Source organism: Rhizobium sp. ZW T2_16 (assembly GCF_044987325.1).
Lineage (GTDB): Bacteria > Pseudomonadota > Alphaproteobacteria > Rhizobiales > Rhizobiaceae > Neorhizobium > Neorhizobium cellulosilyticum.
Genome location: NZ_JBJDRG010000003.1, coordinates 549,591 through 575,159, shown reverse-complemented (window position 1 = coordinate 575,159; position 25,569 = coordinate 549,591). Strand labels below are relative to the sequence as shown.

Here is a 25,569-nt window from a genome sequence, read left to right as displayed (position 1 = left end):
ACCCGGTTAACTGTCGCCGGGGCAGATTGCTTGCATGTGAGGACAACCCGTGCCCGGCTTTCACTGCCGGCGGAGAGTTGTCCCATAATGAACAGGGCAAATCGTTGCCGATAAGGGTGGAAAACCCCGGCAGAACGTGAAGGGTGGCCGAAGTGGCAGTTGCGGCAGTTTTGGTGAACAGAGCTGAGCCTTATGAAGGCTCGGCCTCGGTTTCTGGTCTTGTTGAGCGAATGGAGACCGCGAGGTCCCGTATCGAAGAGCGCTTTCTCGACGGGGGGGCAGCACTTCTTTCCGTTCTCGACGTTCTCAACAAGCTGATCGGATCGCTCGACCAGATTACCGGATCGCTCGACGAGGAAACGGCCAATGCCACCATGGCCGAATTGCAGCAAACCGTCGGCCGGCTTTCCGAACTCAGCGCAATCGAGACCGCGCGTCAGGCCGGTTTTGTCGATATTTCCGGGGCGGAACGCAATCTGCGACCGCATGTGGCGGATATGCAGGAAACCATGCGCTACCTGCGCACCTTTGCGGTGACAGCCAAGATCACCGGCGCGGGCATTCCTGATTTCGCAGGTTTCGCTGAAGAAATTCTCGAACGCATCCAGACCGGGACAAGGCAGGTGAACGAGTTCGGCGACAAGTTGAAGTCTCTCGGTTTGGGCCTGGGTTCGGTCATGGAGCGCGGCGCCGCAACGGTTGAGCGTTATGAAGCGACCATTCCGGGCATCGTGACCGGTCTTTCGACCGGGGGCGCCGAGATCAGCGCTCAGCAGAAAGTACTGGTCGAGCGCGCGGCGCGCGTGCGCCAGATCGCGGCCGGCATTCAGGGCAAGCTGGCTTCCGTTCTATCTGCCATGCAGATCGGCGATATCACCCGCCAGCGCATCGAACACTGCCAGAGCACCTTGACGCTTCTCGACGGTTACCTTGAAACTGAGGCCGGAATGCTGGCGCCGGCCGACCGGGAAAACCTGTCGTCAATCATCACCAATCTTGTCGCTCTGCAGCTCAGCCAGTCAATCGACGATTTCGATCGCGATACGATGACGATCGTCGAGACCGTAGCAAGCTTCCGTTCCGATCTCGGGGAGATTGATGGTTTGCGCCGGATGATGACCGAAGGCGGCGGCGATAACGCGATGCGCCGGCTTGAAGCCAATGTCGGCGTAGCGCGCGAGGCTGTCCAGGAAATCGAGGCAGTGGCGCTGGAGGCGGGCGAACTCAGCCGCTCGACCGGAACCACGGTTCGCGAACTGATCAATGGTGTCGGTCTGCTCCAACTGGTACGCACCGACATTCATTATATGGCGCTGAACACCAATTTGCGCTGCGGCAAGATCGGCGAACACGGCAAGGCACTCAATGTCGTCACTGCCGAACTGCGCAATTTTGCGGCACAGCTGGACGAAACGGCAGAGAAGGTGCTGGCCGAGCTGAAGACCCTGGAAACGGCTTCCGACAAACTGAATATCGGTCATGAAGGCGATAGCCAGGAACTGCTGGACGATCGGCTGGCAAGGGCAATGCAGAGCATCCGCGACGTCGGCGATCGGATGGATGCAGAAATGGATGGGCTGAGCGAGCAGAGCGGCGTCGCCATCGATCAGATGGAACACTCCTTGTCGCGCCTTAATTTCAAGGCGGAACTCGGCGAAGTGCTGCGCAATTGCGCCGACGAGATATCGATGGTCGAGGCGGCCGAACTCTCCGCCGACCTGGAACCGGTACTTGCCGATCTCGGCGCCCGCATCGGCAAGCTTTACACCATGGTTTCCGAACGTGAACTGCATGCGGCTGTTCTGGGCACCGCGCCTCCTGTCGAAGCGGCCGTTGTTGCGGCTGTCATGAGCGACGACGATATCGACGACGCCCTGTTCTAATAAGGCCTGACCTCGTCATCCGTCTCTGAGGGATACAACCTGCGTCCTGCGGTGGCGGGGCGCGATTTATCGGCACCTGCGCCTTGACCTTTGGCCGGCTCTGGGTCATTTGACGCCCTTGATTGAAAAGGCGCCCAAGGGTCTCACCCTGGCGGGACGAACCCCGGCGGCGTTAGCAAAGAGAACAAGACATGGCAAAGGCTACATCTTCGGCGCCGTCCCAGCGCATGCTTCGCGTTGGCGAACAGGTTCGCGCCGCCATCACCCAGGTCCTGCAGCGCGGCGAAGTGCGCGACGACCTGCTCGAAAAGACCGTTATCTCCGTTTCGGAAGTGCGCATGTCACCCGACCTGAAGATTGCGACCGCGTATGTAACGCCGCTCGGTCTTCCAGACCATGAGGCCGTGATTGCAGCGTTGAACCGTAACGCGAAATTCATTCGCGGCCGGCTCGGCGGCCAGCTTCGGCAGATGAAATACATGCCGGAAGTCCGCTTCCGCGACGATACCAGCTTCGACAACTACAAGAAGATCGATGAGCTCCTGCGTTCGCCCGAGGTCCAGCGGGATCTTGGTGCGACAGACGAAGACAAAGAATAATCTACTAAAGAGAACGCATGTCCAAACCACGCAAACCCAAGGGCCGGGCGGTTTCCGGCTGGCTTATCCTCGACAAGCCGGTGGACTTCGGTTCGACCGAAGCCGTGTCCAAGATCAAGTGGCTGCTCAACGCCCAGAAGGCCGGTCACGCCGGCACGCTCGATCCGCTTGCCTCCGGCATGCTGCCGATTGCGCTGGGCGATGCGACGAAAACCGTGCCTTACGTCATGGACGGTCGCAAGATCTACGAATTCACCGTGACCTGGGGAGAGGAACGCTCGACCGACGATCTGGAAGGCGAGGTGACGGCTTCCTCCGACACGCGCCCGGCCGAACAGGCGATCCGCGATCTGTTGCCGAACTATACCGGCGTCATTCAACAAATCCCGCCACAGTTTTCGGCAATCAAGATCGCCGGCGAGCGCGCTTATGATCTCGCCCGTGACGGCGAGACCGTCGAAATCCCGGCCCGCGAAGTCGAAATATTCCGTCTGACGCTGCTTGGCGTGACGCAGAACGAGGCGCATTTCGAGGTCGAATGCGGCAAGGGCACCTATGTGCGCTCGCTTGCCCGCGATTTCGGCCGCGAACTCGGCTGCTACGGTCATATTTCCAATCTCCGCCGCACCTTCGTCGCGCCCTTCGGCGAGGACAAGATGGTGCCGCTTGCCGATCTGGTGGCGCTGGAAGAGATCGAGGACCGCGACGAGCGGCTTGCCGCTCTCGACGCCTATCTGATCGATACCGCCGAGGCGCTCTCCTCATTGCCGCATCTGCCGGTGACGGAAGAACAGGCGCACCGCATCAAGATGGGCAATCCGATCATCCTGCGCGGCCGCGACGTGCCCGTCGAAGAGCCGGAAGCCTATGCCACCGTCCGCGGCAAGCTGATCGCCATCGGCGAGATCGGCCAGGGCGAGTTCCGCCCGAAGCGCGTGTTCGGCTGATCCGGCGTGGCACCTCTTCCAATTAGAGCTTGAATGGTCTATAGGCAGCGCCAGCCAAAGGGCTGCCTTCGGGCAACACTTTGCATTCACGGCCAAGGCTGGACGACATCCCGGCCTTTGGCGACCCTATTTCCTCTCCACTATAAAGGATCAGACGATGTCGATCACTGCAGAACGCAAGGCCGAACTCATCAAGGAATACGCAACCGTCGAAGGCGATACCGGTTCTCCGGAAGTCCAGGTTGCCATCCTTACCGAGCGGATCAACAATCTGACGGAACACTTCAAGGGTCACAAGAAGGACAACCACTCCCGTCGTGGCCTTCTGACCATGGTTTCGAGCCGCCGTTCGCTTCTCGACTACCTGAAGAAGAAGGACGAAGCCCGTTACACCAAGCTGATCACCAGCCTGGGCGTGCGCCGCTAACAAGTTCTCGGCGGGTTCCTCCTCGGAAGAACCCGCCGGATCGCTATTTCGGCCCCTTTTGGGGTGCCAGACTGAGGCGGACCCGGATGGGCCGGTTTCGCCACCAAAACCAGACCTGTCATGGGGCAGGATTGCAGGATGCTTTTGACCGGAGCCGAAAACGGCTTCGGTCAGTTCAAAAAGCCTCTCGTTGTCTTGCCCGTGATGTGTCGCAATGACTGCGGTGAAGTGTGTTGCCGCCCCTTAGCTGGAAAAGCCGGGGCGAGACGCCGTTTCCCGCGTTGAAGGACAATATATGTTCAATACCCACTCCGTCGAAATCGAATGGGCCGGCCGTACGCTGAAGCTGGAAACGGGCAAGATCGCCCGCCAGGCTGACGGCGCCGTTCTCGCTACCTACGGCGAAACCGTCGTTCTCGCCACTGTCGTTTCGGCCAAGGCGCCGAAGCCGGGCCAGGACTTCTTCCCGCTGACCGTCAACTACCAGGAAAAGACCTATGCCGCCGGCAAGATCCCGGGTGGCTACTTCAAGCGCGAAGGTCGTCCGTCGGAAAACGAAACGCTGGTTTCGCGCCTGATCGACCGCCCGATCCGTCCACTCTTCCCGGAAGGCTACAAGAACGACACCCAGGTCGTCGTTACCGTCGTCCAGCATGACCTCGAGAACAACCCGGACATCCTGTCCATGGTTGCAACCTCTGCAGCGCTTACCCTGTCCGGCGTTCCCTTCATGGGCCCGGTCGGCGGCGCACGCGTCGGCTACATCAACGGCGAATATGTCCTGAACCCGCATCTCGACGAGATGGAAGAATCGGTTCTTGACCTCGTCGTCGCCGGCACCCAGGACGCCGTCCTGATGGTTGAATCGGAAGCCAAGGAACTGAACGAAGACGTCATGCTCGGCGCCGTCATGTTCGGCCACAAGGGTTTCCAGCCGGTCATCGACGCGATCATCAAGCTCGCTGAAGTGGCTGCCAAGGAACCCCGCGACTTCCAGCCGGAAGACTATTCCGAACTCGAAGCCGAAATGCTCAAGCTGTTCGAAGCCGAGCTGCGCGAAGGCTACAAGATCACCCAGAAGGCTGATCGTTACGCTGCAGTCGACGCCGTCAAGGCAAAGGTCAAGGCTCACTTCTTCCCGGAAGGCGTAGAGCCGAAGTACACTGCCGAAGTCATCGGCTCCGTCTTCAAGCACCTGCAGGCGAAAATCGTTCGCTGGAACATTCTCGACACCAAGAGCCGTATCGATGGCCGTGACCTCGTCACCGTCCGCCCGATCGTCTCGGAAGTCGGCCTCCTGCCGCGCACCCACGGTTCGGCTCTGTTCACCCGCGGTGAAACGCAGGCGATCGTTGTTGCCACGCTCGGCACCGGCGAAGACGAACAGTATGTCGATAGCCTCACGGGCATGTACAAGGAGCGCTTCCTGCTCCATTACAACTTCCCGCCCTATTCCGTTGGTGAAACCGGCCGCATGGGCTCCCCGGGCCGCCGCGAAATCGGTCACGGCAAGCTCGCATGGCGCGCTATCCGCCCGATGCTTCCTTCGGCTGAACAGTTCCCCTACACGCTGCGCGTCGTCTCCGAGATCACCGAGTCGAACGGCTCGTCCTCGATGGCAACCGTCTGCGGCACCTCGCTCGCTCTGATGGACGCCGGCGTTCCTTTGGCAAAGCCGGTTGCCGGTATCGCCATGGGCCTGATCCTCGAAGGTGAACGCTTTGCCGTTCTCTCCGACATCCTCGGCGACGAAGACCACCTCGGCGACATGGACTTCAAGGTTGCAGGTACCGCCGACGGCATCACCTCGCTGCAGATGGACATCAAGATCGCCGGTATCACCGAAGAGATCATGAAGGTCGCACTTGCCCAGGCACAGGGCGGTCGTACCCACATTCTCGGCGAAATGGCCAATGCCATCTCCGAAGGCCGTTCGCAGCTCGGCGAATTCGCACCGCGCATCGAAGTGATGAACATCCCGGTCGACAAGATCCGTGAAGTCATCGGTTCGGGCGGCAAGGTCATCCGCGAAATCGTCGAAAAGACCGGCGCCAAGATCAACATCGAAGACGACGGCACCGTGAAGATCGCATCTTCGTCGGGCAAGGAAATCGAAGCGGCCCGCAAGTGGATCCACTCGATCGTTGCCGAGCCGGAAGTCGGCGTGATCTACGAAGGCACCGTTGTGAAGACCGCCGATTTCGGCGCCTTCGTCAACTTCTTCGGCGCCCGCGACGGTCTGGTCCACATTTCGCAGCTCGCTTCCGAGCGAGTTGCCAAGACCTCTGACGTCGTCAAGGAAGGCGACAAGGTCTGGGTCAAGCTGATGGGCTTCGACGAGCGCGGCAAGGTTCGTCTCTCGATGAAGGTCGTCGACCAGGCCACCGGCGAGGAAATCAAGAAGGCCGACGGCGACGCAGCCGCCGAATAAGCTTTCGCTTGATTGAAATCAGGGGCGCGGAAGTTTCTTCTTCCGCGCCTTTTCTTTATTCGTAGACGCACACACTACTCACTTAAGGTCCGCATCCATGAGCCGCGACGCCCTGAAAACTCTCTTCCATCCCTTCGTTACCGATGCCGTACCCATGCCCGGCGAAGGCGAGCGGGTGATCTTTCTCGGCGCCGAGGCCGGCAATGCAAGGCCGGAAGGCTTTGACGCGGAAATCACCTCCGTACAGCCGTTCCGCCCGCTGTTCCGCGCCCTGCGCAACGACGCCTTTCCTGAAGCAGAGGGCGAGGATTATGACGGTGCGCTGGTTCTGTGCGGCAAGCATCGCGGTGACAACGAGAACCGCATTGCGGAAGCTCTGGCGCGCGTAAAGGTCGGCGGCCTGATCGTGGTTGCTGGCGGCAAGGAAGACGGCATCCAGCCGATCCGCACCATGCTGCTAAAACTCGGCATCATTCTCGACTACGCACCGAAATATCACGGTGTCGCCATCTGGTTCGCACGGCCGGAAGACGCAAGCGATGCGATCAAGGCGTTGAAGAAGACCGCTGTAACAGTCGAGGGGCGCTTCCAGGCGGCTCCGGGCATGTTCAGCCATGATCGCGTTGATGCGGGCTCCGAGCTGCTCGCAAGCCGCTTCCCGACCGATTTCGACGGCAATGTTGCCGACTTTGGAGCGGGCTGGGGTTATCTCTCGGTGATGCTGGCGGAAAAGTCGCCGCGCGTGAACCGCATCGACCTGTTCGAGGCCGATTATCGGGCGCTCGAATTCGCCAAGAAGAACCTTGCGCATAATTGCCCCGATCTGCAGGCACGCTTCTTCTGGCAGGATCTCGGAGCCGAGCCGCCGAAGGAGAAGTATGACATGGTCATCATGAACCCGCCCTTCCACGAAGCGCAGGCTGCCGATCCGGAACTGGGTCGCACGATGATCCGCACCGCCGCTGCCGCGCTCAAGCAGGGCGGTCGCCTGATGATGGTCGCCAATCGCGGCCTGCCTTACGAGCCGGTGCTCGCCGAAGCCTTCCGCGAATACGGCGAAACCTGCCGTAACTCGAAATTCAAGGTCATGTGGGGCAAGAAGTAGCCGCCAAGGCGCTTCGAGAAAGCTCGATCGTTTCCATCCCTTGCCTAATTCACCGAATGCAAATTAAGGTTGCATTCGGTGGTGTGGGGCGCGTGAATGAAACGGTTGATCGCGGTTATTGTTATATGGCTTGCCGCCACGAATGCGGCCTTCTCTGATTCCGCGCGTATCACCTGGGAATGGTATAACGCCGCCGAGATGCATCAGGGACGCAAGGCGGCGGGTCCGGCCGACCAGAGGCTTGCTGCCCACTATTTCCGGCTTGCCGCAGACAAGGGCAATATAGCCGCCGCCTACAAGCTCGGTGAGATCTTCGAAAACGGCCAAGGCCTCGCTCCCGACCCGATACAGGCATTTCAGTGGTACATGAAGGCGGCGGCCAGGAACGACAAGCATGGCCAGCTCAAGGTCGGCTGGTGTTACCAGAAGGGCATCGCTGTCGCAGCCGATCCCGCAATCGCCGCCATCTGGTATCGCGTCGCGGCCGAAAACGACAATATCTGGGGCTATCACATGCTGGCCTTCATGCTTGCCGATGGCGAGGGCATCAAGAAGGATGTCGCGCTTGCGCGCCGCTATTTTGAGCGCAGCCTGCCGAAGACAAATGATCACTGGGCTAAATGGAAGCTGGCGCAGCTAATCGAAGCGGAAGATCCGAAGAGAGCCAAATTGTTGCTGAAAGAGGCCGCAGAGGCGGGGAACGCCCAAGCCGCTGAGGAGCTCAAACGGATTGATCTCAAGCCTTAGAACGCAATACGAGAAGCTTGGCTTACTCGGTGTCGGCCCGGCGCAGCTTGTCGAGGGTCGGCAGCGAGGTGATGCTGTAGCCGGCATCCACGTAATGCACTTCGCCGGTCACGCCGCGCGAAAGGTCGGAGAGGAGATAAAGCGCAGAGCCGCCGATATCCTCGATCGTAGCGGTACGGCGTAAGGGGGCGTTTTCCCGGTTCCAGGAATAGATCGCACGGGCATCCGAAATACCCGCTCCGGCAAGCGTGCGCACGGGGCCGGCGGAGATCGTGTTGACGCGGATGTCACGCGGGCCGTAGTCGGCCGCCAGATAGCGCACCGAGGCCTCTAGAGCAGCCTTGGCGACGCCCATGACGTTATAATTGGGAATGACGCGTTGCGAGCCGTTATAGGTCAGCGTCAGCAGCGAGCCGCCGTTAGGCATCAGCTCGACCGCCCGCTTGGCAATCTCGGTGAAGGAAAAGCAGGAAATCACCATTGTGCGGGAAAAGTTTTCGCGCGTGGTGTCGGCATAAAGGCCCTTCAGCTCGTTCTTGTCGGAAAAGCCGATCGCATGAACGAGGAAATCGAAGGAGCCCCAGCGCTCTCTGATCGCCGCGAAGGTCGCGTCGACCGAGTGCAAGTCTTCAACGTCGCAGGGGATGACGAAATCGGAGCCGATTTCTGTCGCAAGCGGCCTTACCCGCTTGCCCAAGGCCTCACCCTGATAGGTGAAGGCCAGTTCCGCGCCCTGGGCGGACAAGGCTTTTGCAATGCCCCAGGCGATCGAATGGTTGTTCGCGACCCCCATGATGAGGCCGCGCTTCCCCTGCATGATACCCGTCATGGGTTTATCCGTTGTAGCGCTGGAATACGAGCGTTGCGTTGGTGCCGCCGAAACCGAACGAGTTCGACAGAACCGTGTCGATCTTGGCATTGTCGATGCGCTTGCGCACGATCGGCACGCCGTCGAATTCGGGATCGAGGTTCTGGATATGCGCGCTTTCGCCGATGAAGCCGGCCTGCATCATCAGAAGGCCGTAGATCGATTCCTGCACGCCGGCAGCACCGAGCGAATGGCCGGTCAGCGACTTGGTCGACTGGATATGCGGGATCTTGTCCTTGAAGACTTCGCGGATCGCACCGATTTCCTTCGAGTCGCCTACCGGCGTCGAGGTGCCGTGGGTGTTGATGTAATCGACTTCGCCCTTCACCGTTGACAGTGCCTGGCGCATGCAGCGGATCGCGCCTTCGCCCGACGGAGCGACCATGTCGTAGCCGTCCGACGTTGCGCCGTAACCGGTGATTTCGGCATAGATCTTGGCGCCACGAGCCTTGGCATGTTCCAGCTCTTCGAGAACCAGCACGCCTGCACCGCCGGCGATGACGAAACCGTCGCGATCGGCGTCATAGGCGCGCGAGGCATTGGCTGCGTTATCGTTATACTTCGAAGACATGGCGCCCATCGCGTCGAACAGGTTCGACATGGTCCAGTCGAGATCTTCGTGGCCGCCGGCGAACATGATGTCCTGCTTGCCCCACTGGATCATTTCAGCAGCATTGCCGATGCAATGTGCCGAGGTCGAGCAGGCCGACGAGATCGAGTAGTTGACGCCGTGGATCTTGAACCATGTGGCAAGCGTTGCCGATGCCGTGGAGGACATCGCCTTCGGCACGGCGAACGGGCCGATACGCTTCGGGCTGTTGTTCTTGAGCGTGATGTCGGCGGCTTCGATCAGCGTGCGGGTAGAAGGACCGCCCGAACCCATGATGATGCCGGCACGCTCGTTTTCGGCATAATCTTTTTCTTCCAGGCCGCTGTCTGCCAGCGCCTGCTTCATCGCGACATGGTTCCAGGCGCCGCCCTGGCTAAGAAAGCGCATGGCGCGGCGATCGACGAGTTCCGTCGTGTCGATATTCGGCTTTCCCCAGACCTGGCACTTGAAGCCGTGCTCCGCGAAATCGGGAGAAAAGGAGATGCCGGATTTCGCAGCCCTCAAGGATTCGGTGACTTCGCCTGCGTCGTTACCGATCGAGGACACGATACCGAGGCCCGTGACAACTACCCGTCTCATTTGCTGTAACCCTTGTTGTTTCCGTCAGTTGGCCTTGAGTTTGCCTCAGGCCGTCTTGTCCTTGGACAGGCCGACGCGAAGGTCGGTTGCCTGATAGATAGTTTCTCCATCGGCCTTCAGCCAGCCGTCAGCGGTGCCGAGCACGAGCCGGCCTTTCATGACGCGCTTGAAGTCGATGCCGAATTCGAGAAGCTTGGTGGTCGGGCGGATCATGCCCTTGAACTTCACTTCGCCGGTCGAAAGCGCCATGCCGCGGCCTTCTTCGCCCAGCCAGCCGAGGAAGAAGCCGGTCAGCTGCCACATGCCGTCGAGGCCGAGGCAGCCCGGCATGATCGGGTTGCCTTCGAAATGGCAGGGGAAGTACCAGTCGTCAGGCTTCACGTCGTATTCCGCGCGAATGTAGCCCTTGTCGAAAGCGCCGCCGGTCTCTGAAATATCGGTGATACGGTGGACCATCAGCATCGGCGGCAGCGGCAATTGCGCGTTACCCGGCCCGAAGAGCTCACCATGTGCGCAGGCGAGAATTTCTTCGTAATTGAAGCTGGATTGTCTGGTCGTCATCGAATTCCGCATCCCCTTTGATCGCTAGGTCAGGCGGGCCAAGCCCTGTTTCAGGCACAGCCATGATTGAAGCGTTGAACATTCCGGGTCCGGGATATTGGGCCTTGGAACATCATTTTGTCACGTCCGCATATAGGAACCGGAGCGTGCAAACCAGAGGGACGGGCATAAAATCCGAATATTTGCGGCATTGCGTGCGCATCCGACGCGGGAAACTGTTGAAACTCAAGCCGCCAAAAGTTATATCCGAAACTTGAGAAGTATCGCGAGTTGCAGGAGCTCCAGATCAGAATGGCAGAAGCCATACCCGAAATCGAAGTGAAGTTGCGCCATCATGGCCTGCGGCCGACACGGCAGCGCGTCGCGCTGGGCGATCTTCTTTTTGCCAAGGGTGACCGCCACCTGACGGTCGAGGAACTGCACGAGGAAGCGATCATCGCAGGCGTGCCGGTATCATTGGCAACCGTCTACAACACGCTTCACCAATTTACCGAAGCCGGCCTGATCCGCGTTCTCGCCGTCGAAGGCGCCAAGACCTATTTCGACACCAACACGTCGGACCACCACCATTTCTTCATCGAAGGCCGCAATGAGGTCATGGACCTTCCTGTTGGCAACCTGGAGATCGGCAACCTGCCGGAACCTCCGGAAGGCATGGAGATCGCCCATGTGGACGTCGTCATCCGCCTGCGCGAAAAGCGCTCCTGACGCTTGAGGGCATCCCGGCAAAACCGGGCACCCGTTTTGCTGAAATTGCATTGAGGCAGCTCTAGCGGCGTTTTTTCCTTTTGCTTGACTTCAGAGCCTCTTCGGGAGGCCGGCCTGGACGCGACATGTAGCGCGGCAGGGTCCAGCCGTAGTGGAGCGCGCCGCCGCGGAGCGCAAAGGAAATCACCACACCGCAGCCGGCGCTGACGAAAAGCGGCTGGCCCATGGCGTGTACGGCTGTAAAGGTTGCAGCGCCAGCAAGCGCGGATGTGATGTAGATCTCCGGACGCAACAGTACCGAGGGCTCGTTTGCCAGAACGTCGCGTAACACGCCGCCCAGGGTCGCGGTCATCACGCCGGTGACGATCGCAATCGTTGGCGATCCGGTTGCGGCCATGCCCTTGGCGGCGCCGAGCACGCAGTAGGCGGCAAGGCCGATCGCATCCAGCCACAAAAGCAGCTTGTAACGCGATTCCACGTAATAGGCGGTGAAATAAACGAATGCGCCGGTCGCGACGCAGATGAGAATGTAGATCGGATCGATGACCCAGAACACCGGGCGACCGAGGATCAGATCACGCACGGTTCCTCCGCCCGATCCGGTCACCGCGGCAAAGAAAAGGAAGCCGATGAGATCGAGTTCCTTGCGCGAGGCGGCAAGCGCGCCGGTTGCTGCAAATACCGCAACGCCCATATAATCGAGTATCATCAGCAGCGGCATGTCATTCTCCAGCGTCGCGCAAGTGCTCGGGGCTAATGGTTGAGGACAATAATTCGTGTCCTGCATATACGTAATTCGTGCTGCAGCGTCATAAACAGATCAATTTGCCTGTGGTGAACGCCGTGAAGAAGCATTTTGTCGCGATAATCCAAGCCATTGCCCTTCTGGTGATGATGCCCGTGATGGCATCGGCCCAGCAACAGCTGCTGCAAGATCCGGAAATGTTCGAAAAGGGGTTCTTCAGGAAAAGCTGCAAGACGGTCGATTTCGGGCCGAATTTCGTCAAGCGCTTCGATATTAACAACGACAATATTACCGATGTCGTTATCGATCACAGCGACATGACCTGTGACGGCGTTCGCGGACCAAGATGCAATCAGGATGGCTGCCCGCAGAATTTCTATGTCCAGGCCAAGGAGGGCGGTTACATCATGATCGCCACCGCCCAGGTCTATGGCTACGATTTCGTCCAGTATTTTGGCAACATGGTCTTCATGTTCAAAATGCATCCGCGTTTCTGCGAGCGTACCGATGCGGTACCTTGCGAAATGCGTGTTCGCGTTCGCGGAACGAAATTCGTCACGATCTCCAAGAAATAGCTATCGCGGCAAGAACGAGCCGATCCGGCCCGTCAGATAATAGGCGGCAAGGCTCATCCACTCCCGCGCGGCAGTCGTGGTGATCTGGGCGTTGAGCGCCGGCTGGGTAAAGTCCAGGCCAAGTCCCACTACGCCGCTGGTGCGATAATCGACCGGCCAAGGCGTGATCGTGATACCGGCCTTGGCGAACAGCCCGACCGAGCGCGGCATGTGAAAGGCCGAGGTGATCAGCAGGCAGTTTTCCAACCCCTGAGCTTTCAAGAGTTCGGCTGTGTTGAGGCTGTTCTCGTAGGTCGTGCGCGACGTGTTTTCCTTGATCAGCCGCTCGGGAGAAATGCCGAAGGCCGAGAAGAAGCGTTCCGCCGTCTGCGCCTCGCCCTCGAAAGTGCCGCTGATCGACCCGTCACCGCCTGAAATCAGGATGCGTGCTTCAGGGTAGTTGCGAGCAAGCCTCAGGGCCTCGACGAAGCGGTCGGCCGACTGGTTGAGCTCCATGCCGCCCCGCGCCGTGTTGATCTCGTTGTCGAAGGCGCCGCCGAGGATGATCATGCACGAGACCTCGGCAAGATCCTTTGCTTGTCTTTCAAACCGTGCTTCGAGAACCTGCAATGCCACCACACCCGTTGTCGTGAACAGCGTGATGAAAAGCACAAGCGCCGCAAGACATGCCGAGAGGCCGGAAAGCCTTCGCCAGCCGACGAAGGCAAGTGCTGCCGCTAGCGTCGCTAGCAGGAAGGCGATGGAAAGCGGTTGGGCGAAAACCCAGAACAATTTGGAGAGAAGAAACATGGACGCTCGCGAATTCGATTCGCGCGCAGTTTACAGCGCGTCGCGGCGGCGGTGAACGATCGGCTGCTGGAAATGCAGGTGAAGCGGGCGTGGCAGCGCCCTTGTGGCGAGCGCGACGACAATCGTCAGCATGGCGACGACAGACAGTGCATCCTTGCCCATGGAATGGGTAATGAAGGCTCCGGTCACCGCTCCGGCCGCCATGCCGGTCCATGGCACGGTCTGGATCAGCCAGCCGCGCGGATTGCGATCGCCGATCATCCATCGCCCGATCCCGCGGCCGAAGCGGGAGAGTGCGCCGGTAATATAGGTCAGCCCGATCGGCAGGCCTTCGATCTGCTCAACGGTCGCGTTGATCAGACCCATGGACAGCACGACCAGATAGAATTGCACGCGCAGGTAATCCGCCGGCAGTACCGAGGCGCCTGCAAGCAGGATTGCCACGGTCGACAGCACCACGAAGGCGCGCCGCGCCGAGACACGGTGGGCAAGCACGATGCCGAGCGCATTGCCAAGAATGAAGACCCATATCGCGCCGAACAGGGTCAGTGCGTGGCTATAGTCACCATCGGCAACGGATATTGCCGCGCGCGTTGTGTTGCCGCTCATGAAGGAGACGAAATCGCCGGAGAGGATGAGGCCGATCGCATCTGTCATGCCGGCAATGAAGGAAACCGCAGCCACAAGCGCCAAACCGGTTGTGGTCCGCCGTTTGCGGATGATGTGTCGACGTCTCTGGCGTGTCATCTGACGAGCGTGGTTGGGGTGTATTTCCGGGCAATCTGCCGCAAAACGGCTTCACGGCATTGATCCATGACAATAGCGGCAGAAAGGGTCGCAGTCCTGTCCAAACTAACTGTCCGACAGCCAGTCCCGAATGCCGCGTGCGGCCGCGCGACCGGTAGCAAGGCAGGCGGTGAGCAGGTATCCGCCGGTCGGCGCTTCCCAGTCGATCATTTCACCGGCTGCGAACAATCCGGGGCAGGATTTCAGCATGTAGCGCTCGTCGATGTCGCTCCAGGCAATACCGCCAGCCGACGAGATTGCCTCGGCAATCGGGCGGGGGCGCAAAACCGGGATCGGCAATGCCTTGATTAACTCGGTAAGTTGTTCCGGCGTCAGACGATTGGCATTCGGAGACAGTTCGCGCAGGAGCGAGGCCTTCACGCCATCCAGTCCGGCCCCCTTGCGCAGCCGGTTGGAAAAGCTCGCCTTGGCATCCTGTCTGGCAAGATCGCGGGCGAGGCGATCCTGCGTTCGGCCCGGCATCAGATCGACGGTAAGCGTGGCCTTCCCGTCACGCAGAACCCGGTCGCGCAGTGCGGCCGAATGGGCATAGACGAGACTGCCCTCAATCCCGTGTTTCGAGATGACGAATTCGCCCGGATAGGTGCCGGCATCAGATGTGGTGGAGACAGATTTAAGCGGTGCCCCGGCGAAGCGCTCGACGAAGATTTCGCTCCAGCCGACATCGAAGCCGCAATTGGCCGGCTGCAGGTCGCGAACGGCTATGCCCTGATCCTTTAGCCACGGCACCCAGGCGGCGTCTGAGCCAAGCCGCGGCCAGCTCGCGCCGCCGAGGGCCAGAAGCGTGGCGTCGGGCCGGATGGTGACTTCGCCATCCGGTGTCGCGAAGCAATATCCGTCTGCATCAAAGCCGGTCCAGCGGTGCCGGGTCTTGAGTGTGACACCCTGGGCTTCCAGCCGTTTCAGCCATGCGCGCAGCAGCGGAGAGGCTTTCATCACCGTCGGGAAAACCCGGCCGGATGTGCCGACGAACGTTTCCGTGCCGAGCTCCGCCGCCCATCGGCGCACATCATCCGGCGTAAACGCATTGAGCGCCGGGCGCAGGCGAGGCGAGGCTTGGCCGAAACGTTCGGCAAAACCGGAAAAATCCTCCGAATGGGTGATGTTCAGCCCCGACTTGCCGGCCAGCAGGAATTTGCGCGCGAAGGTTGGCATCGCGTCGTAGACAGTCACGGCAAGACCAGCCGCGGAAAGCTGTTCCGCCGCCGCAAGCCCGGCCGGGCCGCCGCCGATGATTGCGATTGTCTTGGTCATGGGCTCAGTCAGTCAGAGGCTTTGCTGTGGTGCTGCGGGAAGTGGCCCGCGGCTGCGTCTAAATTCGACGAAGATGTGCCCGAAGAGCGCGACAAGCACAATGGGGCCGCCGATCAGAGTGGCCTGTGGTGGTATTTCGGCCATGAACATCCACACCCAAAGCGGCGTGAGCGGCACTTCCAGCGCAATGATGAGGCTGGCATCCGCCGCCGGAATGCGGCGAGCACCAAACGTGTAGAGAATGAGGCCAAGCGCGTTCTGCATGATGCCGAACAGGAAGATCAGCGTCATATCCTGCCCGGTGGCGGTGCCGGGGCTGGCGAACCAGAAGGTGACGGCCGAGCAGAGATAGGCGGAAAACGCCATGGCCGGCAGCATCGGCACATCACGGTGTTGGCGCATGATGACGGCAAGTGCTGCGACCGTCAGCGTCATGATGCCCGCCAGTCCCTTGCCGAGCATCGATCCGCCACCGCCGGCATCCGTCAGCATGACGGCGACGCCGGCGAAGGCGAGAGTACTGGCGATCAGCGTCGAGCGGCCGGCCTTTTCGCCGATCACCAGGAAGGCGACGCCGGCGGTGACGAAGGGCACGGTCGCATAGATGACCATCGCATCGGCAACCGAGGTGTAGTAGATGGAGCCGAGACCGGAAATCATGCTGCCGGCGGAAAACAGGGTGGCGAGGATCGTCGGCCAGCGAATTGCCTTCAGGATCGGCCAGGCGCGGTCCCGTTCCAGATAGAAGAAGAACAGCAGCGTCGCCGTGCCCGAGACCAGCCCGCGCAGAAATATGATCGTCGGAAGATCCGTCTCGATCGCACGCATGAACAGGCCCGACAAAGACCAGGCCAGCGCCGACAGGCCGACATAGATCACGCCGAGGCGATACTGGCGGTCTTCGCTGGACATGATTGTGGCCCCGGCAGGAATGAAAGAAAACCGGGACGTTAATCCCGGCTTCCAATCGTCACAAGCGCCGCTTGCGCACTCCCATGCCGCAAACGCATCATACCGGACCGGCGTGTAGAGGTCCTCACGTCAGCAGCGCTTCCGTCAGCGGGTGATGCGGATCGGCAAGTCCGTCGAGAATGTTGAAGTGGTGGCGATCCGATTCCTCGACGCAATCCGTCTCGGCTCCGAGCCCTTTCCAGATATTGGCGAGAAGTGCGTTCTGGCGCAGGAATTCCGAACGCTCCGCGGCGCCCACCCAACAGGTGACGCGGGTGCGATTGAGCGGTTCGAGCAGCGCAGGACTTTCGAGATAGGCTTCTTCAATATCGATCTGCTGCATTTTGTTCATCTGCGTCATGATGAGCGGCCGCAGGTCATGGACGCCCGAGATCGATACGACATTGACGATCCGCTTGCGAATCTCTTCCGGCAGGGGAGACGTGGCGCTGACCATGCGGGTGACGAGATGCCCGCCCGCGGAATGCCCGGTGAGCCGGATCGGGCCGGAGACGATTTCCGCTGCAGCTTCGATGGCTTTGCCGATTTCCTGCGTGATGCCTGAAATCCGGTTTTCCGGCGCCAGCGTGTAGCTCGGCATCGTTACGGCATAGCCGGTTTCCACCGCGCCATGGGCCAGATGCGAGAAATAGCTGTTGTCGAGCCTGATCCAGAAGCCGCCATGGACAAAAACGACGAGGCCGATCGGATCACCGGCCGGCAGGAACAGGTCGAAGCGGTTTCGCGGCTTGTCGCCGTAGCTCAGGTTGAGCTTCGACTGTCCGGTTTCCCTCATGCGCTCGCGATAAGTCTTCGCCGGTTCCGCCCATGCATCCGGCCAGCGATCGCCCTGCGGAATGTTGATGCCGTTGGCATAGGCGTCGTCCCAGTCGATGATCTTGTGGCGCATGCGGCTCTCCTGACCTGCTTCTTTCTCTCAAGACATACCGCATCGGTGGCCTCTGACCAGCCCTTTCATCGGAAAGAATGACGCGAAAACAGGTGCTTCCGAAAAATATTACAAACTTAAAATTTCTCTCTTGCCAGTCCCGGAACTCGGTGCAATTCTGGACAAAAGGCAAAAAGCCACATCGATAAGAATAATGGGAACGTGATTATGCTGGGACCGTCAGGCCATCAGGATACCTATGCCCGCGATAACCTTCCGCCCATCGAAGAATGGCCGGAAATAAGGCTCGATGGCTTCCAATACCCCGAATGGATGAATGCCGGCGTCGAGCTGACCGACCGTATGGTCGAGCGCGGTTTCGGCGACCACACGGCGCTGATCGGCAACGGCCGGCAGCGCACCTACAAGGAACTGACCGACTGGACGAACCGCATTGCGCGAGCGCTGACCGAGGATTACGGGGTAAAGCCGGGTAACCGCATTTTGATCCGCTCGGCCAACAATCCGGCCATGGTCGCCTGCTGGCTGGCTGCCACCAAGGCCGGTGCCGTCGTCGTCAACACGATGCCGATGCTGCGTGCCGGTGAACTCGCCAAGATCATCGACAAGGCGCAGGTGACGCTGGCGCTGTGCGACACGCGGTTGATGGACGAGCTGGTCGCCGCCGCCAAGGAAAGCGATTTCTTGAACCAGGTCATCGGTTTCGACGGCACCGCCAATCACGATGCCGAACTGGACCGCGCTGCCCTCAACAAGCAGGTGAAGTTCGAGGCGGTGAAAACCGGTCGCGACGATGTGGCGCTGCTCGGCTTCACCTCCGGTTCGACCGGTGTGCCCAAGGCGACGATGCATTTCCATCGCGATATCCTGATCATCGCCGATGCCTATGCGCGTGAAGTCTTGAACGTTCGACCGGACGACGTCTTCGTCGGTTCGCCGCCGCTTGCCTTCACCTTCGGGCTTGGCGGCCTGGCCGTCTTCCCGCTGCGTTTCGGCGCGAGTGCTGCGCTTCTCGAAAACGCATCGCCGCCAAAACTGATCGAGATCATCGAGACGCATAAGGCGACCATCTGTTTCACCGCGCCGACCGCCTATCGCGCCATGCTTTCCGCCATGGATGGCGGTGCGGATTTGTCTTCGCTCAGGATTGCGGTATCGGCTGGAGAGACGCTGCCGGGACCGGTTTTCGACGAATGGATGCGAAAGACCGGCACGCCGATCCTCGATGGCATCGGCGGCACCGAGATGCTGCATATCTTCATCTCCAACCGGCTGAACGATTTCAGGGCATCCAGCACCGGCAAGCCGCTGATGGGTTATCAGGCAATGGTGGTGGATGAGGATCTGAACGAGGTGCCGCGCGGCACGCCCGGCCATCTCGTCGTTCGCGGCCCGATCGGCTGCCGTTATCTTGCCGACGAACGGCAGAAGAACTTCGTCCGCGGCGGCTGGAATGTCACCGGCGACACGTTCGTAGAGGATGCGGACGGCTATTTCCACTTCGCCGCCCGCTCCGACGACATGATCGTCTCAGGCGGCTACAACATTGCCGGCCCGGAAGTGGAGGCGGCGCTTCTGAAGCACGAGGCGGTGCAGGAATGCGCGGTGATCGGTGTACCGGACGAGGATCGCGGCATGATCGTCGAGGCGCATGTGGTGCTCGTAGCAGGTTCCGACCCGTGCGACGCCATGGCGAAGCTTCTGCAGGAACATGTGAAGGCGGTGATCGCGCCTTACAAATATCCGCGCTCGGTCATCTTCACCGACACGCTTCCGAAGACCGAATCCGGCAAGATCCAGCGCTTCCGTCTGAAGCAGGCTCTTTCGGCGTAAATTACGCTCCCACCGGCGAAATCGTCCTTTTCGACGGTGGAAGTTTCTGTGTGAATGTGGAAGGTAACGGTTCCGCCACGGTGAACTCGCCGGGCGACAGGGGAACGACAAAAAAGGGGAGTACCGCAATGAAGAAAATGCTGGCAGCCGCCACGATGGCGCTCAGCCTCGGTGCATCGGGTCTGGCAATGGCCGAGCCGCTCAAGATCGGCATGATCACCACGCTTTCGGGCGGCGGTGCAGGCCTCGGTGTCGATACCCGTGACGGCTTCATGCTGGCGATCAAACAATCCGGCAACAAGGACATCACCGTCGTTACCGAGGACGACGCGCAGAAGCCGGAACTTGCGGTACAGATCGCCGACAAGATGATCCAGAGCGATCAGGTCGACGTGCTGACCGGCATCGTCTGGTCGAACCTTCTGATGGCGGTCGTGCCGGGCGCGGTCGCGCAGGGGAAATTCTACGTGTCCACCAATGCAGCACCTGCGGCACTCGCCGGCCAGGGCTGCAACAAGCTCTATTTCAACGCCGCCTACCAGAACGACAATCTTCATGAGGCAATGGGCGAATACGCCGCCAAGACCTACAAGAAGATGTTCATCCTCGCCCCGAACTATCCGGCCGGCAAGGATAGTCTCACCGGCTTCAAGCGTTATTACAAGGGCGAGCTGGCCGGCGAAGTCTATACCAAGGTCGGCCAGACGGATTATGCAGCCGAAATCGCCCAGATGCGCGCATCCGGTGCCGATGGCATCTTCGTCTTCCTGCCCGGCGGCATGGGCATTTCCTTCATGAAGCAGTTCGCCCAGTCGGGTGTAAAGATCCCGGTCATGGGCCCGGGCTTCTCCTTCAGCCAGGACGTTCTTCCGGCGATCGGTGACGCGGCGCTCGGCGCCAAGGCATCCGGCCAGTGGGCGCCTGACTTCGACACCGACGTCAGCAAGAAGTTCGTTGCCGATTTCCAGAAGGAATATAACCGCCTTCCGTCCATCTACGCCGTGCAGGCCTATGATGCGGCACAGCTGATCCTGTCGGCCGCCGGAAAGGCCAGCGTCAAGGATGCCGATGCATTCCGTAACGAACTCCTGAAGGCCGACATCCAGTCGCCACGCGGAAACTTCAAGTTCAACACCAACCAGCATCCGATCCAGGACATCTACCTGACGGAAGTGGTGAAGAAGGACGGCGTTCTGACCAACAAGACGGTCGAAAAGATCTTCACCGATCACGGTGATGCCTATGCCAAAGACTGCAAGATCTAAGGCCTAGATGTGACCATCGCACTTGCTCTCGAGCAGTTGCTGAACGGCATCCAGCTCGGCGTCATGTTGTTTCTCATGGCCGCCGGGCTGACGCTGATCTTCGGCGTCATGGGCCTCATCAACCTTGCTCACGGTTCTCTCTACATGGTCGGCGCTTTCGCCTGCGCCGCTGTCGCTGCCTGGACGGGATCGTTCTGGCTCGGCCTGATCGCCAGCCTCGCCTGTGCCGCCGCGGCCGGTGCTGTCGTAGAACTCGCCGTCATCCGCAGGCTTTATGACCGCGATCATCTCGATCAGGTTCTGGCGACCTTCGCGCTGATCCTGATCTTTTCCGAAGGCACCCGCTGGCTGTTCGGCGATTTCCCGCTCTATCTCGACATCCCCCCACTGCTGCAGGGTATCGTCAGCCTGCCGGGAGACGCGAGTTATCCGGTTTACCGTCTGGCGATCATTGCCGTCGGTGCGCTGATCGCGCTCGGCCTTTACTTGCTGATCGGAAAAACCCGTCTCGGCATGCGCATTCGCGCCGGCGAAAGCGACCGCGAGATGATCGGCGCGCTCGGCGTCGACATCCGCACGCTCTACACGCTGGTTTTCTCGCTCGGGTCGGCACTCGCAGGCCTCGCCGGAGCACTCGTCGGCGCGCTGCAATCGGTGCAGGTCGGCATGGGTGAGCCGGTGCTGATCCTCGCCTTCGTCGTCATCGTCATCGGTGGCATCGGCTCGATCAAGGGCGCGCTTTATGGCGCGCTGCTGGTCGGCGTGACGGATACGCTCGGGCGTTTTCTTCTGCCGCAGTTTCTGGCGCTGTTCGTCGACCCTTCTCAAGCCGGCATGATCGGCGGGGCGATGGCCTCGATGCTGATCTATGTCGTCATGGCCGTCATTCTGGCCGTCAAACCGCGCGGGCTTTTCCCGCCGGCCCATGCGTGAGGCCAAGACATGCTGACACGCGAAAATACCGTCAATCTTGTGCTTGCCCTTCTGCTGCTGGTCGCTCCGCTCGCGGCCAATGCATTCGGCCAGCCTTTTTACGTGACGCTCGCCACCCGCATCGCCATTCTGGCGCTGGCAGCGCTCGGTCTCAACCTTGCGCTCGGTCTCGGTGGCCTCGTCTCCTTCGGACACGCCGCCTTCTTCGGCATCGGCGGTTATGCGGCGGGTATCCTGTCCAGCCACGCGCTCTCCTACGAGCCGATGATGTTTGGTCTGTCGGGCACGGTGCAGATGCCGATCATCTGGATCGTTGCAGCGATCGCTGCGGGCCTTGTGGCACTGGCGATCGGGGCGATCAGCCTGCGGACTTCGGGCGTCTACTTCATCATGATCACGCTCGCCTTTGCCCAGATGGTCTATTATTTCGCCATTTCCTGGCCGGCCTATGGTGGCGAGGACGGGTTGTCGATCCTGGTGCGCAACCAGTTTCCCGGCGTCAATACGATGAAGCCGCTGAGCTTCTTCCTCGTCTGTTATGTCGTGCTGCTCGCCGGCATCGCACTGTTCGCCCTGATCCGTGCCTCGCGTTTCGGCGCAGCGCTGCAGGCGGCACGGCAGAACGAAACGCGCGTCGCGACCGTGGGCATCCACCCCTATCGTATCCGGCTGACGGGTTTCGTCATCTCGGCGATGGTGACCGCGCTTGCCGGCGCGCTTTATGCCGATCTCAACCGCTTCGTCAGCCCGTCCATGCTCTCTTGGCACATGTCGGGCGAACTGATCGTACTGATTATTCTCGGCGGCACCGGGCGGCTGTTCGGGCCGTTGGCGGGGGCAGCGCTTTATGTCGCCTTCGAATTTGCGCTTGGTGGACTGACGGAACGCTGGCAGTTCTTCCTTGGCCTCATCCTCCTCGGTGTCGTGCTGTTTGCGCGAGGCGGCCTGCTTGGTCTTCTGGCCGGAAAGGCGAAACATGGTTGAGCCGGTTCTGCAGATAGACAATCTCGTCAAGGCATTCGGTGCCTTGCGCGCCACAGACGGTGTTTCGATCGATCTTCGACCGGGCGAAATCCACGCGCTGATCGGCCCGAACGGGGCCGGCAAGTCGACGCTGATCCACCAGATCTGCGGTACGGTGAGGCCGGATAGTGGCACGATCCGGTTTGCCGGTGAGGATATCGGCGCGCTGAACACAGCCGAACGGGCGCAAAAAGGCCTCGGCCGGACCTTTCAGGTCTCGTCGCTGGCACCGGAATTTTCCGCGCTCAGGAATGTCATGCTGGCCGTGCAGGCCAAGCAGGGTTCCAGCTTCGGTTTCTTCAGGCCGGTGATGCGGGATAGTTCATTGGTCGACCCGGCAATGGCGATCCTCGAACGGGTAGGGCTGGCCGACCGCGCGCGCCTGCCGGCAGCCGAACTTTCCCACGGCGAGCGCCGCCAGCTGGAAATTGCCATGGCGCTTGCACTGCAATCCAAGGCCTTTCTGCTCGACGAGCCGATGGCCGGCATGGGGCCGGAAGGTTCGAAAAGGCTGACGGGCTTCCTCGACGAATTGCGCAAGGAAGCGCCGATATTGCTGGTCGAACACGATATGGATGCGGTCTTTGCTTTGGCCGACCGGATTTCGGTGCTCGTTTACGGCAAGGTCATCGCGACCGGCACGGTGGATGAAATCCGCAGTAACCCGACGGTGCGCACCGCCTATCTGGGGGATCACGCCTGATGCTTCTGGATGTACAGGATATCACCACCTATTACGGCGCAAGCCAGGCACTTTTCGGCGTCGAATTCCGTATCGACGAAGGCGAGGTCGTGGCGCTGATGGGCCGCAACGGCATGGGCAAGTCGACGACGATCAAGTCGATCTGCAATCTGATGCCGCCGAAGACCGGCCGGATATTCTTCGGTGGCAAGAGCACCGAGCGGATGGCGCCCTATAAGGTGGCGCGGCTTGGCGTCGGTCTGGTGCCGGAAGGACGGCGCTGCTTTCCCAATCTTTCTGTCCATGAAAATCTCGTGGCCGCGGCAAGGCCGGGCGAGTGGACACTCGCAAAGGTCAATGCGCTTTTCCCGCGGCTGGAAGAGCGACATGCGCAGATGTCGAAATCGCTTTCCGGCGGCGAACAGCAGATGCTGGCGATCGGCCGTGCGCTGATGACCAATCCGCGCCTGCTCATTCTCGACGAGGCGACGGAGGGGCTGGCTCCGGTCATCCGGCAGGATATCTGGCGGGCGATCCGGCAGTTGAAGGCGGAAGGCCTGTCCATTCTCGTGGTGGACAAGACGCTTTCGGAGCTTTTGCCGGTTGCGGACCGTTGCGTCATCCTCGAAAACGGGCGAAGCGTCTGGCAGGGATCAAGCGGCGAAGTGTCGGCCGATATCCAGGATCGCTATCTCGGAGTATGACAATGGAAGCGGCAAGCGCGGATCTCGAGCTTATCGTTCACGACGCCCACGGCAACAACAAGCCGGAGACGCGGCTGTGGCTGCGCATGCTCTCGACCACCAAGCTGATCACCAACGAGATCCGTCGCCGCCTGCGCGCCGAATTTGGCGCGACGCTGCCGCAGTTCGACCTTCTGGCGCAGCTCTATCGCGAGCGTGAAGGCCTGCGTCTCGGCGAGCTGTCGAAGCGCACCATGGTGACCAACGGCAATGTCACCGGACTGGTGGAGCGGCTGGAGGCGGATGGGTATGTGGAGCGCGTCACGCCCCATGCCGACCGCCGTGTGACGGTGGCACGGCTGACGCCATCGGGTATCGAGTTTTTCACCGGCATGGCCGCAGCGCATGAACGCTGGCTGAAAGACATCATGGCAGATGTCGAGCCGGACATGGTCGCTTCGCTCTGGAGCGAGATCGGTGCGGTCAAGGCATCCGCCAGCAATCACCTTTCCGGCAGCGCCGACGAATAGGGGCTTTTCATCGGCCCCGAAAACACTCTAGGTGTTTCAAAAGCATTGTTCCCGGAGCCGCAATGAAAGACGACCTGCAGGCGATCGTTGAAGACATTCATTCAAAGCTGCAGAAGCGGCTCGGCGAAGGCAAGGTGGCCGACTACATTCCCCAACTTGCCCATGTCGACCCGAAGAAATTCGGCATCGCGGTCGTCACCGTCGACGGCAAGGTTCACAGCGCAGGGGATTGCGACGAGGCCTTCTCGATCCAAAGCGTCTCAAAGGTCTTCACGCTGACGCTGGCGCTCGGCAAGCATGGCGAAACGACGTGGAACCGCGTCGGCCGCGAACCATCGGGATCGGCCTTCAACTCCATCGTCCAGCTGGAGCATGAGGAGGGAAAGCCGCGCAATCCTTTCATCAATGCTGGCGCGATTGCGGTGAGCGATCTCGTGCTCGCCGGCCATACGCCGCGCGAGGCGATCGGCGAGATCCTGCGTTTCGTCCGTTATCTGGCGGATGACGAGGAGATCGCGATCGATCCCGCGGTGGCGAAATCCGAAGAGGCGACCGGTTACCGCAATTTCGCGCTCGCCAATTTCATGCGCTCCTTCGGCAAGCTCACCCATCCGGTCGAACACGTGCTCGGCGTCTATTTCCACCATTGCGCCATCGCCATGACCTGCACCCAGCTTGCGCGCGCCGGCCTGTTTCTGGCTGCTAACGGCTGCAATCCGACGACCGGCCACACGGTCGTTTCGAGCCAGCGGGCGCGGCGCATCAATGCGCTGATGCTGACCTGCGGCCATTATGACGGGTCGGGCGAATTCGCCTATCGCGTCGGCCTGCCGGGAAAAAGCGGCGTCGGCGGCGGCATCATGGCGGTCGCGCCGGGCCGCGCCTCGATCGCCGTCTGGTCGCCGGGGCTCAATCACAACGGTAATTCGCTGGTCGGGTCTCTGGCGCTGGAAATGCTGGCGGATCGGACCGGCTGGTCGGTGTTCGGGCACTGATACACCGGACGCCGTCATCCTCGGCCTTGTGCCGAGGATCTAACCACGCTTCCAAAACTGATAGGTCTGCAGATCCTCGGGACAAGCCCGAGGATGACGGCATCCTGAACGGCATACATAAAAAAGCCC

26 protein-coding genes are annotated in these 25,569 nt (G+C 60.6%); 17 read left to right on the top strand and 9 right to left on the bottom strand.

The genetic code is table 11. The features are described from left to right. The first annotated feature begins 173 nt into the window (after positions 1 to 173). The 7 genes from ACI3K0_RS12755 to ACI3K0_RS12725 all read left to right on the top strand — a co-directional run bounded on the left by ACI3K0_RS12755 (position 174) and on the right by ACI3K0_RS12725 (position 8,139). The gene (locus tag ACI3K0_RS12755) at positions 174 to 1,883 is read left to right on the top strand and encodes a hypothetical protein (protein ID WP_183823979.1); all 1,710 of its coding nucleotides are present in this window, start codon (positions 174 to 176) and stop codon (positions 1,881 to 1,883) included. A gap of 191 nt (positions 1,884 to 2,074) precedes the next feature. Beyond that, the gene (gene rbfA / locus ACI3K0_RS12750; protein ID WP_148146266.1) at positions 2,075 to 2,482 is read left to right on the top strand and encodes a 30S ribosome-binding factor RbfA; all 408 of its coding nucleotides are present in this window, start codon (positions 2,075 to 2,077) and stop codon (positions 2,480 to 2,482) included. A 17-nt stretch (positions 2,483 to 2,499) separates the two neighbouring features. Continuing rightward, on the top strand, positions 2,500 to 3,429 hold the full coding sequence (truB, locus tag ACI3K0_RS12745; RefSeq protein WP_148146265.1) for a tRNA pseudouridine(55) synthase TruB: 930 nt from the start codon (positions 2,500 to 2,502) through the stop codon (positions 3,427 to 3,429). Between the two features lie 157 nt (positions 3,430 to 3,586). After that, on the top strand, positions 3,587 to 3,856 hold the full coding sequence (rpsO, locus tag ACI3K0_RS12740; protein ID WP_112459048.1) for a 30S ribosomal protein S15: 270 nt from the start codon (positions 3,587 to 3,589) through the stop codon (positions 3,854 to 3,856). 295 nt (positions 3,857 to 4,151) lie between these two features. After that, positions 4,152 to 6,287: a polyribonucleotide nucleotidyltransferase gene (pnp, locus tag ACI3K0_RS12735; protein ID WP_183823977.1), complete on the top strand. Its 2,136-nt coding sequence runs from the start codon at positions 4,152 to 4,154 to the stop codon at positions 6,285 to 6,287. A 97-nt stretch (positions 6,288 to 6,384) separates the two neighbouring features. Then, entirely contained in the window at positions 6,385 to 7,392 is a 1,008-nt protein-coding gene (locus ACI3K0_RS12730; protein ID WP_404945372.1) for a class I SAM-dependent methyltransferase, read from the top strand. A gap of 96 nt (positions 7,393 to 7,488) precedes the next feature. After that, on the top strand, positions 7,489 to 8,139 hold the full coding sequence (locus tag ACI3K0_RS12725; RefSeq protein WP_183823973.1) for a tetratricopeptide repeat protein: 651 nt from the start codon (positions 7,489 to 7,491) through the stop codon (positions 8,137 to 8,139). 22 nt (positions 8,140 to 8,161) lie between these two features. On the opposite strand, the gene fabI is transcribed toward ACI3K0_RS12725, so the two are convergent. Genes fabI through fabA form a run of 3 tightly spaced genes read right to left on the bottom strand, consistent with a single transcriptional unit; the run spans position 8,162 to position 10,757 of the window. Continuing rightward, positions 8,162 to 8,968, bottom strand: coding sequence for an enoyl-ACP reductase FabI (gene fabI / locus ACI3K0_RS12720; RefSeq protein WP_148146261.1), 807 nt, complete (start codon positions 8,966 to 8,968; stop codon positions 8,162 to 8,164). A gap of 4 nt (positions 8,969 to 8,972) precedes the next feature. Continuing rightward, positions 8,973 to 10,196 carry a beta-ketoacyl-ACP synthase I gene (gene fabB, locus ACI3K0_RS12715; RefSeq protein WP_183823971.1) on the bottom strand — a complete coding sequence of 408 codons (1,224 nt, stop codon included), beginning with the start codon at positions 10,194 to 10,196 and terminating at the stop codon, positions 8,973 to 8,975. 45 nt (positions 10,197 to 10,241) lie between these two features. Continuing rightward, positions 10,242 to 10,757, bottom strand: coding sequence for a 3-hydroxyacyl-[acyl-carrier-protein] dehydratase FabA (gene fabA / locus ACI3K0_RS12710; protein WP_148146260.1), 516 nt, complete (start codon positions 10,755 to 10,757; stop codon positions 10,242 to 10,244). A 291-nt stretch (positions 10,758 to 11,048) separates the two neighbouring features. Here fabA and irrA point away from each other — a divergent pair, with 291 nt between their 5' ends. Further along, a complete protein-coding gene (gene irrA / locus ACI3K0_RS12705; RefSeq protein ID WP_148146259.1) occupies positions 11,049 to 11,465 on the top strand; it encodes an iron response transcriptional regulator IrrA in 417 nt (138 codons plus the stop codon). A gap of 61 nt (positions 11,466 to 11,526) precedes the next feature. Here irrA and ACI3K0_RS12700 read toward each other — a convergent pair whose 3' ends face one another. Next, complete coding sequence (locus ACI3K0_RS12700; RefSeq protein ID WP_148146258.1) at positions 11,527 to 12,186, bottom strand: trimeric intracellular cation channel family protein; 660 nt, start codon at positions 12,184 to 12,186, stop codon at positions 11,527 to 11,529. Positions 12,187 to 12,356: 170 nt separating this feature from the next. On the opposite strand from ACI3K0_RS12700, the gene ACI3K0_RS12695 reads away from it, so the two are divergent. Continuing rightward, positions 12,357 to 12,785 (top strand): hypothetical protein, encoded by a 429-nt coding sequence (locus tag ACI3K0_RS12695; RefSeq protein ID WP_148146304.1) that lies wholly within the window; start codon positions 12,357 to 12,359, stop codon positions 12,783 to 12,785. Here the strand turns inward: ACI3K0_RS12695 and ACI3K0_RS12690 are convergent, their stop codons facing one another. The 5 genes from ACI3K0_RS12690 to ACI3K0_RS12670 form a co-directional block, all read right to left on the bottom strand. Then, a complete protein-coding gene (locus tag ACI3K0_RS12690; RefSeq protein WP_183823969.1) occupies positions 12,786 to 13,574 on the bottom strand; it encodes a YdcF family protein in 789 nt (262 codons plus the stop codon). Between the two features lie 30 nt (positions 13,575 to 13,604). Then, complete coding sequence (locus tag ACI3K0_RS12685) at positions 13,605 to 14,321, bottom strand: YoaK family protein (RefSeq protein WP_404945371.1); 717 nt, start codon at positions 14,319 to 14,321, stop codon at positions 13,605 to 13,607. 105 nt (positions 14,322 to 14,426) lie between these two features. Then, positions 14,427 to 15,635 (bottom strand): TIGR03862 family flavoprotein, encoded by a 1,209-nt coding sequence (locus tag ACI3K0_RS12680; RefSeq protein WP_404945370.1) that lies wholly within the window; start codon positions 15,633 to 15,635, stop codon positions 14,427 to 14,429. A gap of 12 nt (positions 15,636 to 15,647) precedes the next feature. Beyond that, positions 15,648 to 16,547 (bottom strand): DMT family transporter, encoded by a 900-nt coding sequence (locus ACI3K0_RS12675; RefSeq protein WP_210297739.1) that lies wholly within the window; start codon positions 16,545 to 16,547, stop codon positions 15,648 to 15,650. 124 nt (positions 16,548 to 16,671) lie between these two features. After that, positions 16,672 to 17,496: an alpha/beta hydrolase gene (locus ACI3K0_RS12670; RefSeq protein ID WP_404945369.1), complete on the bottom strand. Its 825-nt coding sequence runs from the start codon at positions 17,494 to 17,496 to the stop codon at positions 16,672 to 16,674. 207 nt (positions 17,497 to 17,703) lie between these two features. Between ACI3K0_RS12670 and ACI3K0_RS12665 the strand changes: the two genes are divergently transcribed. From ACI3K0_RS12665 to ACI3K0_RS12630, 8 genes are all read left to right on the top strand, one after another. Next, a complete protein-coding gene (locus tag ACI3K0_RS12665) occupies positions 17,704 to 19,329 on the top strand; it encodes an AMP-binding protein (RefSeq protein WP_404945368.1) in 1,626 nt (541 codons plus the stop codon). Between the two features lie 128 nt (positions 19,330 to 19,457). Beyond that, positions 19,458 to 20,594, top strand: a complete 1,137-nt coding sequence (locus ACI3K0_RS12660; RefSeq protein ID WP_183823959.1) for an ABC transporter substrate-binding protein — start codon at positions 19,458 to 19,460, stop codon at positions 20,592 to 20,594. Positions 20,595 to 20,603: 9 nt separating this feature from the next. After that, the gene (locus ACI3K0_RS12655) at positions 20,604 to 21,527 is read left to right on the top strand and encodes a branched-chain amino acid ABC transporter permease (RefSeq protein ID WP_183823957.1); all 924 of its coding nucleotides are present in this window, start codon (positions 20,604 to 20,606) and stop codon (positions 21,525 to 21,527) included. A gap of 9 nt (positions 21,528 to 21,536) precedes the next feature. Next, positions 21,537 to 22,511 (top strand): branched-chain amino acid ABC transporter permease, encoded by a 975-nt coding sequence (locus ACI3K0_RS12650; protein ID WP_183823954.1) that lies wholly within the window; start codon positions 21,537 to 21,539, stop codon positions 22,509 to 22,511. Then, on the top strand, positions 22,504 to 23,253 hold the full coding sequence (locus tag ACI3K0_RS12645; RefSeq protein WP_183823952.1) for an ABC transporter ATP-binding protein: 750 nt from the start codon (positions 22,504 to 22,506) through the stop codon (positions 23,251 to 23,253). The genes ACI3K0_RS12650 and ACI3K0_RS12645 overlap by 8 nt, the downstream gene beginning before the upstream one ends. After that, positions 23,250 to 23,936, top strand: coding sequence for an ABC transporter ATP-binding protein (locus ACI3K0_RS12640; RefSeq protein ID WP_210303657.1), 687 nt, complete (start codon positions 23,250 to 23,252; stop codon positions 23,934 to 23,936). Before ACI3K0_RS12645 ends, ACI3K0_RS12640 begins: the two co-directional genes overlap by 4 nt. After that, positions 23,933 to 24,445, top strand: coding sequence for a MarR family winged helix-turn-helix transcriptional regulator (locus ACI3K0_RS12635; RefSeq protein ID WP_183823948.1), 513 nt, complete (start codon positions 23,933 to 23,935; stop codon positions 24,443 to 24,445). Before ACI3K0_RS12640 ends, ACI3K0_RS12635 begins: the two co-directional genes overlap by 4 nt. Positions 24,446 to 24,507: 62 nt before the next feature. Further along, complete coding sequence (locus tag ACI3K0_RS12630) at positions 24,508 to 25,440, top strand: glutaminase (protein WP_183823945.1); 933 nt, start codon at positions 24,508 to 24,510, stop codon at positions 25,438 to 25,440. Positions 25,441 to 25,569 lie beyond the last annotated feature (129 nt).

Excerpts from the sequence above, each read along its gene's own strand:
- ACI3K0_RS12660 (WP_183823959.1), top strand. The coding sequence starts at position 19,458 with ATGAAGAAAATGCTGGCAGCCGCCACGATGGCGCTCAGCCTCGGTGCA.
- ACI3K0_RS12685 (WP_404945371.1), bottom strand. The coding sequence starts at position 14,321 with ATGACACGCCAGAGACGTCGACACATCATCCGCAAACGGCGGACCACA.
- ACI3K0_RS12725 (WP_183823973.1), top strand. The coding sequence starts at position 7,489 with ATGAAACGGTTGATCGCGGTTATTGTTATATGGCTTGCCGCCACGAAT.
- ACI3K0_RS12690 (WP_183823969.1), bottom strand. The coding sequence starts at position 13,574 with ATGTTTCTTCTCTCCAAATTGTTCTGGGTTTTCGCCCAACCGCTTTCC.
- ACI3K0_RS12650 (WP_183823954.1), top strand. The coding sequence starts at position 21,537 with ATGCTGACACGCGAAAATACCGTCAATCTTGTGCTTGCCCTTCTGCTG.
- ACI3K0_RS12695 (WP_148146304.1), top strand. The coding sequence starts at position 12,357 with ATGATGCCCGTGATGGCATCGGCCCAGCAACAGCTGCTGCAAGATCCG.
- ACI3K0_RS12665 (WP_404945368.1), top strand. The coding sequence starts at position 17,704 with ATGCTGGGACCGTCAGGCCATCAGGATACCTATGCCCGCGATAACCTT.
- ACI3K0_RS12630 (WP_183823945.1), top strand. The coding sequence starts at position 24,508 with ATGAAAGACGACCTGCAGGCGATCGTTGAAGACATTCATTCAAAGCTG.
- rpsO (WP_112459048.1), top strand. The coding sequence starts at position 3,587 with ATGTCGATCACTGCAGAACGCAAGGCCGAACTCATCAAGGAATACGCA.
- fabB (WP_183823971.1), bottom strand. The coding sequence starts at position 10,196 with ATGAGACGGGTAGTTGTCACGGGCCTCGGTATCGTGTCCTCGATCGGT.
- ACI3K0_RS12635 (WP_183823948.1), top strand. The coding sequence starts at position 23,933 with ATGACAATGGAAGCGGCAAGCGCGGATCTCGAGCTTATCGTTCACGAC.
- truB (WP_148146265.1), top strand. The coding sequence starts at position 2,500 with ATGTCCAAACCACGCAAACCCAAGGGCCGGGCGGTTTCCGGCTGGCTT.
- ACI3K0_RS12700 (WP_148146258.1), bottom strand. The coding sequence starts at position 12,186 with ATGCCGCTGCTGATGATACTCGATTATATGGGCGTTGCGGTATTTGCA.
- fabA (WP_148146260.1), bottom strand. The coding sequence starts at position 10,757 with ATGACGACCAGACAATCCAGCTTCAATTACGAAGAAATTCTCGCCTGC.
- rbfA (WP_148146266.1), top strand. The coding sequence starts at position 2,075 with ATGGCAAAGGCTACATCTTCGGCGCCGTCCCAGCGCATGCTTCGCGTT.
- irrA (WP_148146259.1), top strand. The coding sequence starts at position 11,049 with ATGGCAGAAGCCATACCCGAAATCGAAGTGAAGTTGCGCCATCATGGC.
- ACI3K0_RS12680 (WP_404945370.1), bottom strand. The coding sequence starts at position 15,635 with ATGACCAAGACAATCGCAATCATCGGCGGCGGCCCGGCCGGGCTTGCG.
- fabI (WP_148146261.1), bottom strand. The coding sequence starts at position 8,968 with ATGACGGGTATCATGCAGGGGAAGCGCGGCCTCATCATGGGGGTCGCG.
- ACI3K0_RS12670 (WP_404945369.1), bottom strand. The coding sequence starts at position 17,496 with ATGCGCCACAAGATCATCGACTGGGACGACGCCTATGCCAACGGCATC.
- ACI3K0_RS12675 (WP_210297739.1), bottom strand. The coding sequence starts at position 16,547 with ATGTCCAGCGAAGACCGCCAGTATCGCCTCGGCGTGATCTATGTCGGC.
- ACI3K0_RS12645 (WP_183823952.1), top strand. The coding sequence starts at position 22,504 with ATGGTTGAGCCGGTTCTGCAGATAGACAATCTCGTCAAGGCATTCGGT.
- pnp (WP_183823977.1), top strand. The coding sequence starts at position 4,152 with ATGTTCAATACCCACTCCGTCGAAATCGAATGGGCCGGCCGTACGCTG.
- ACI3K0_RS12730 (WP_404945372.1), top strand. The coding sequence starts at position 6,385 with ATGAGCCGCGACGCCCTGAAAACTCTCTTCCATCCCTTCGTTACCGAT.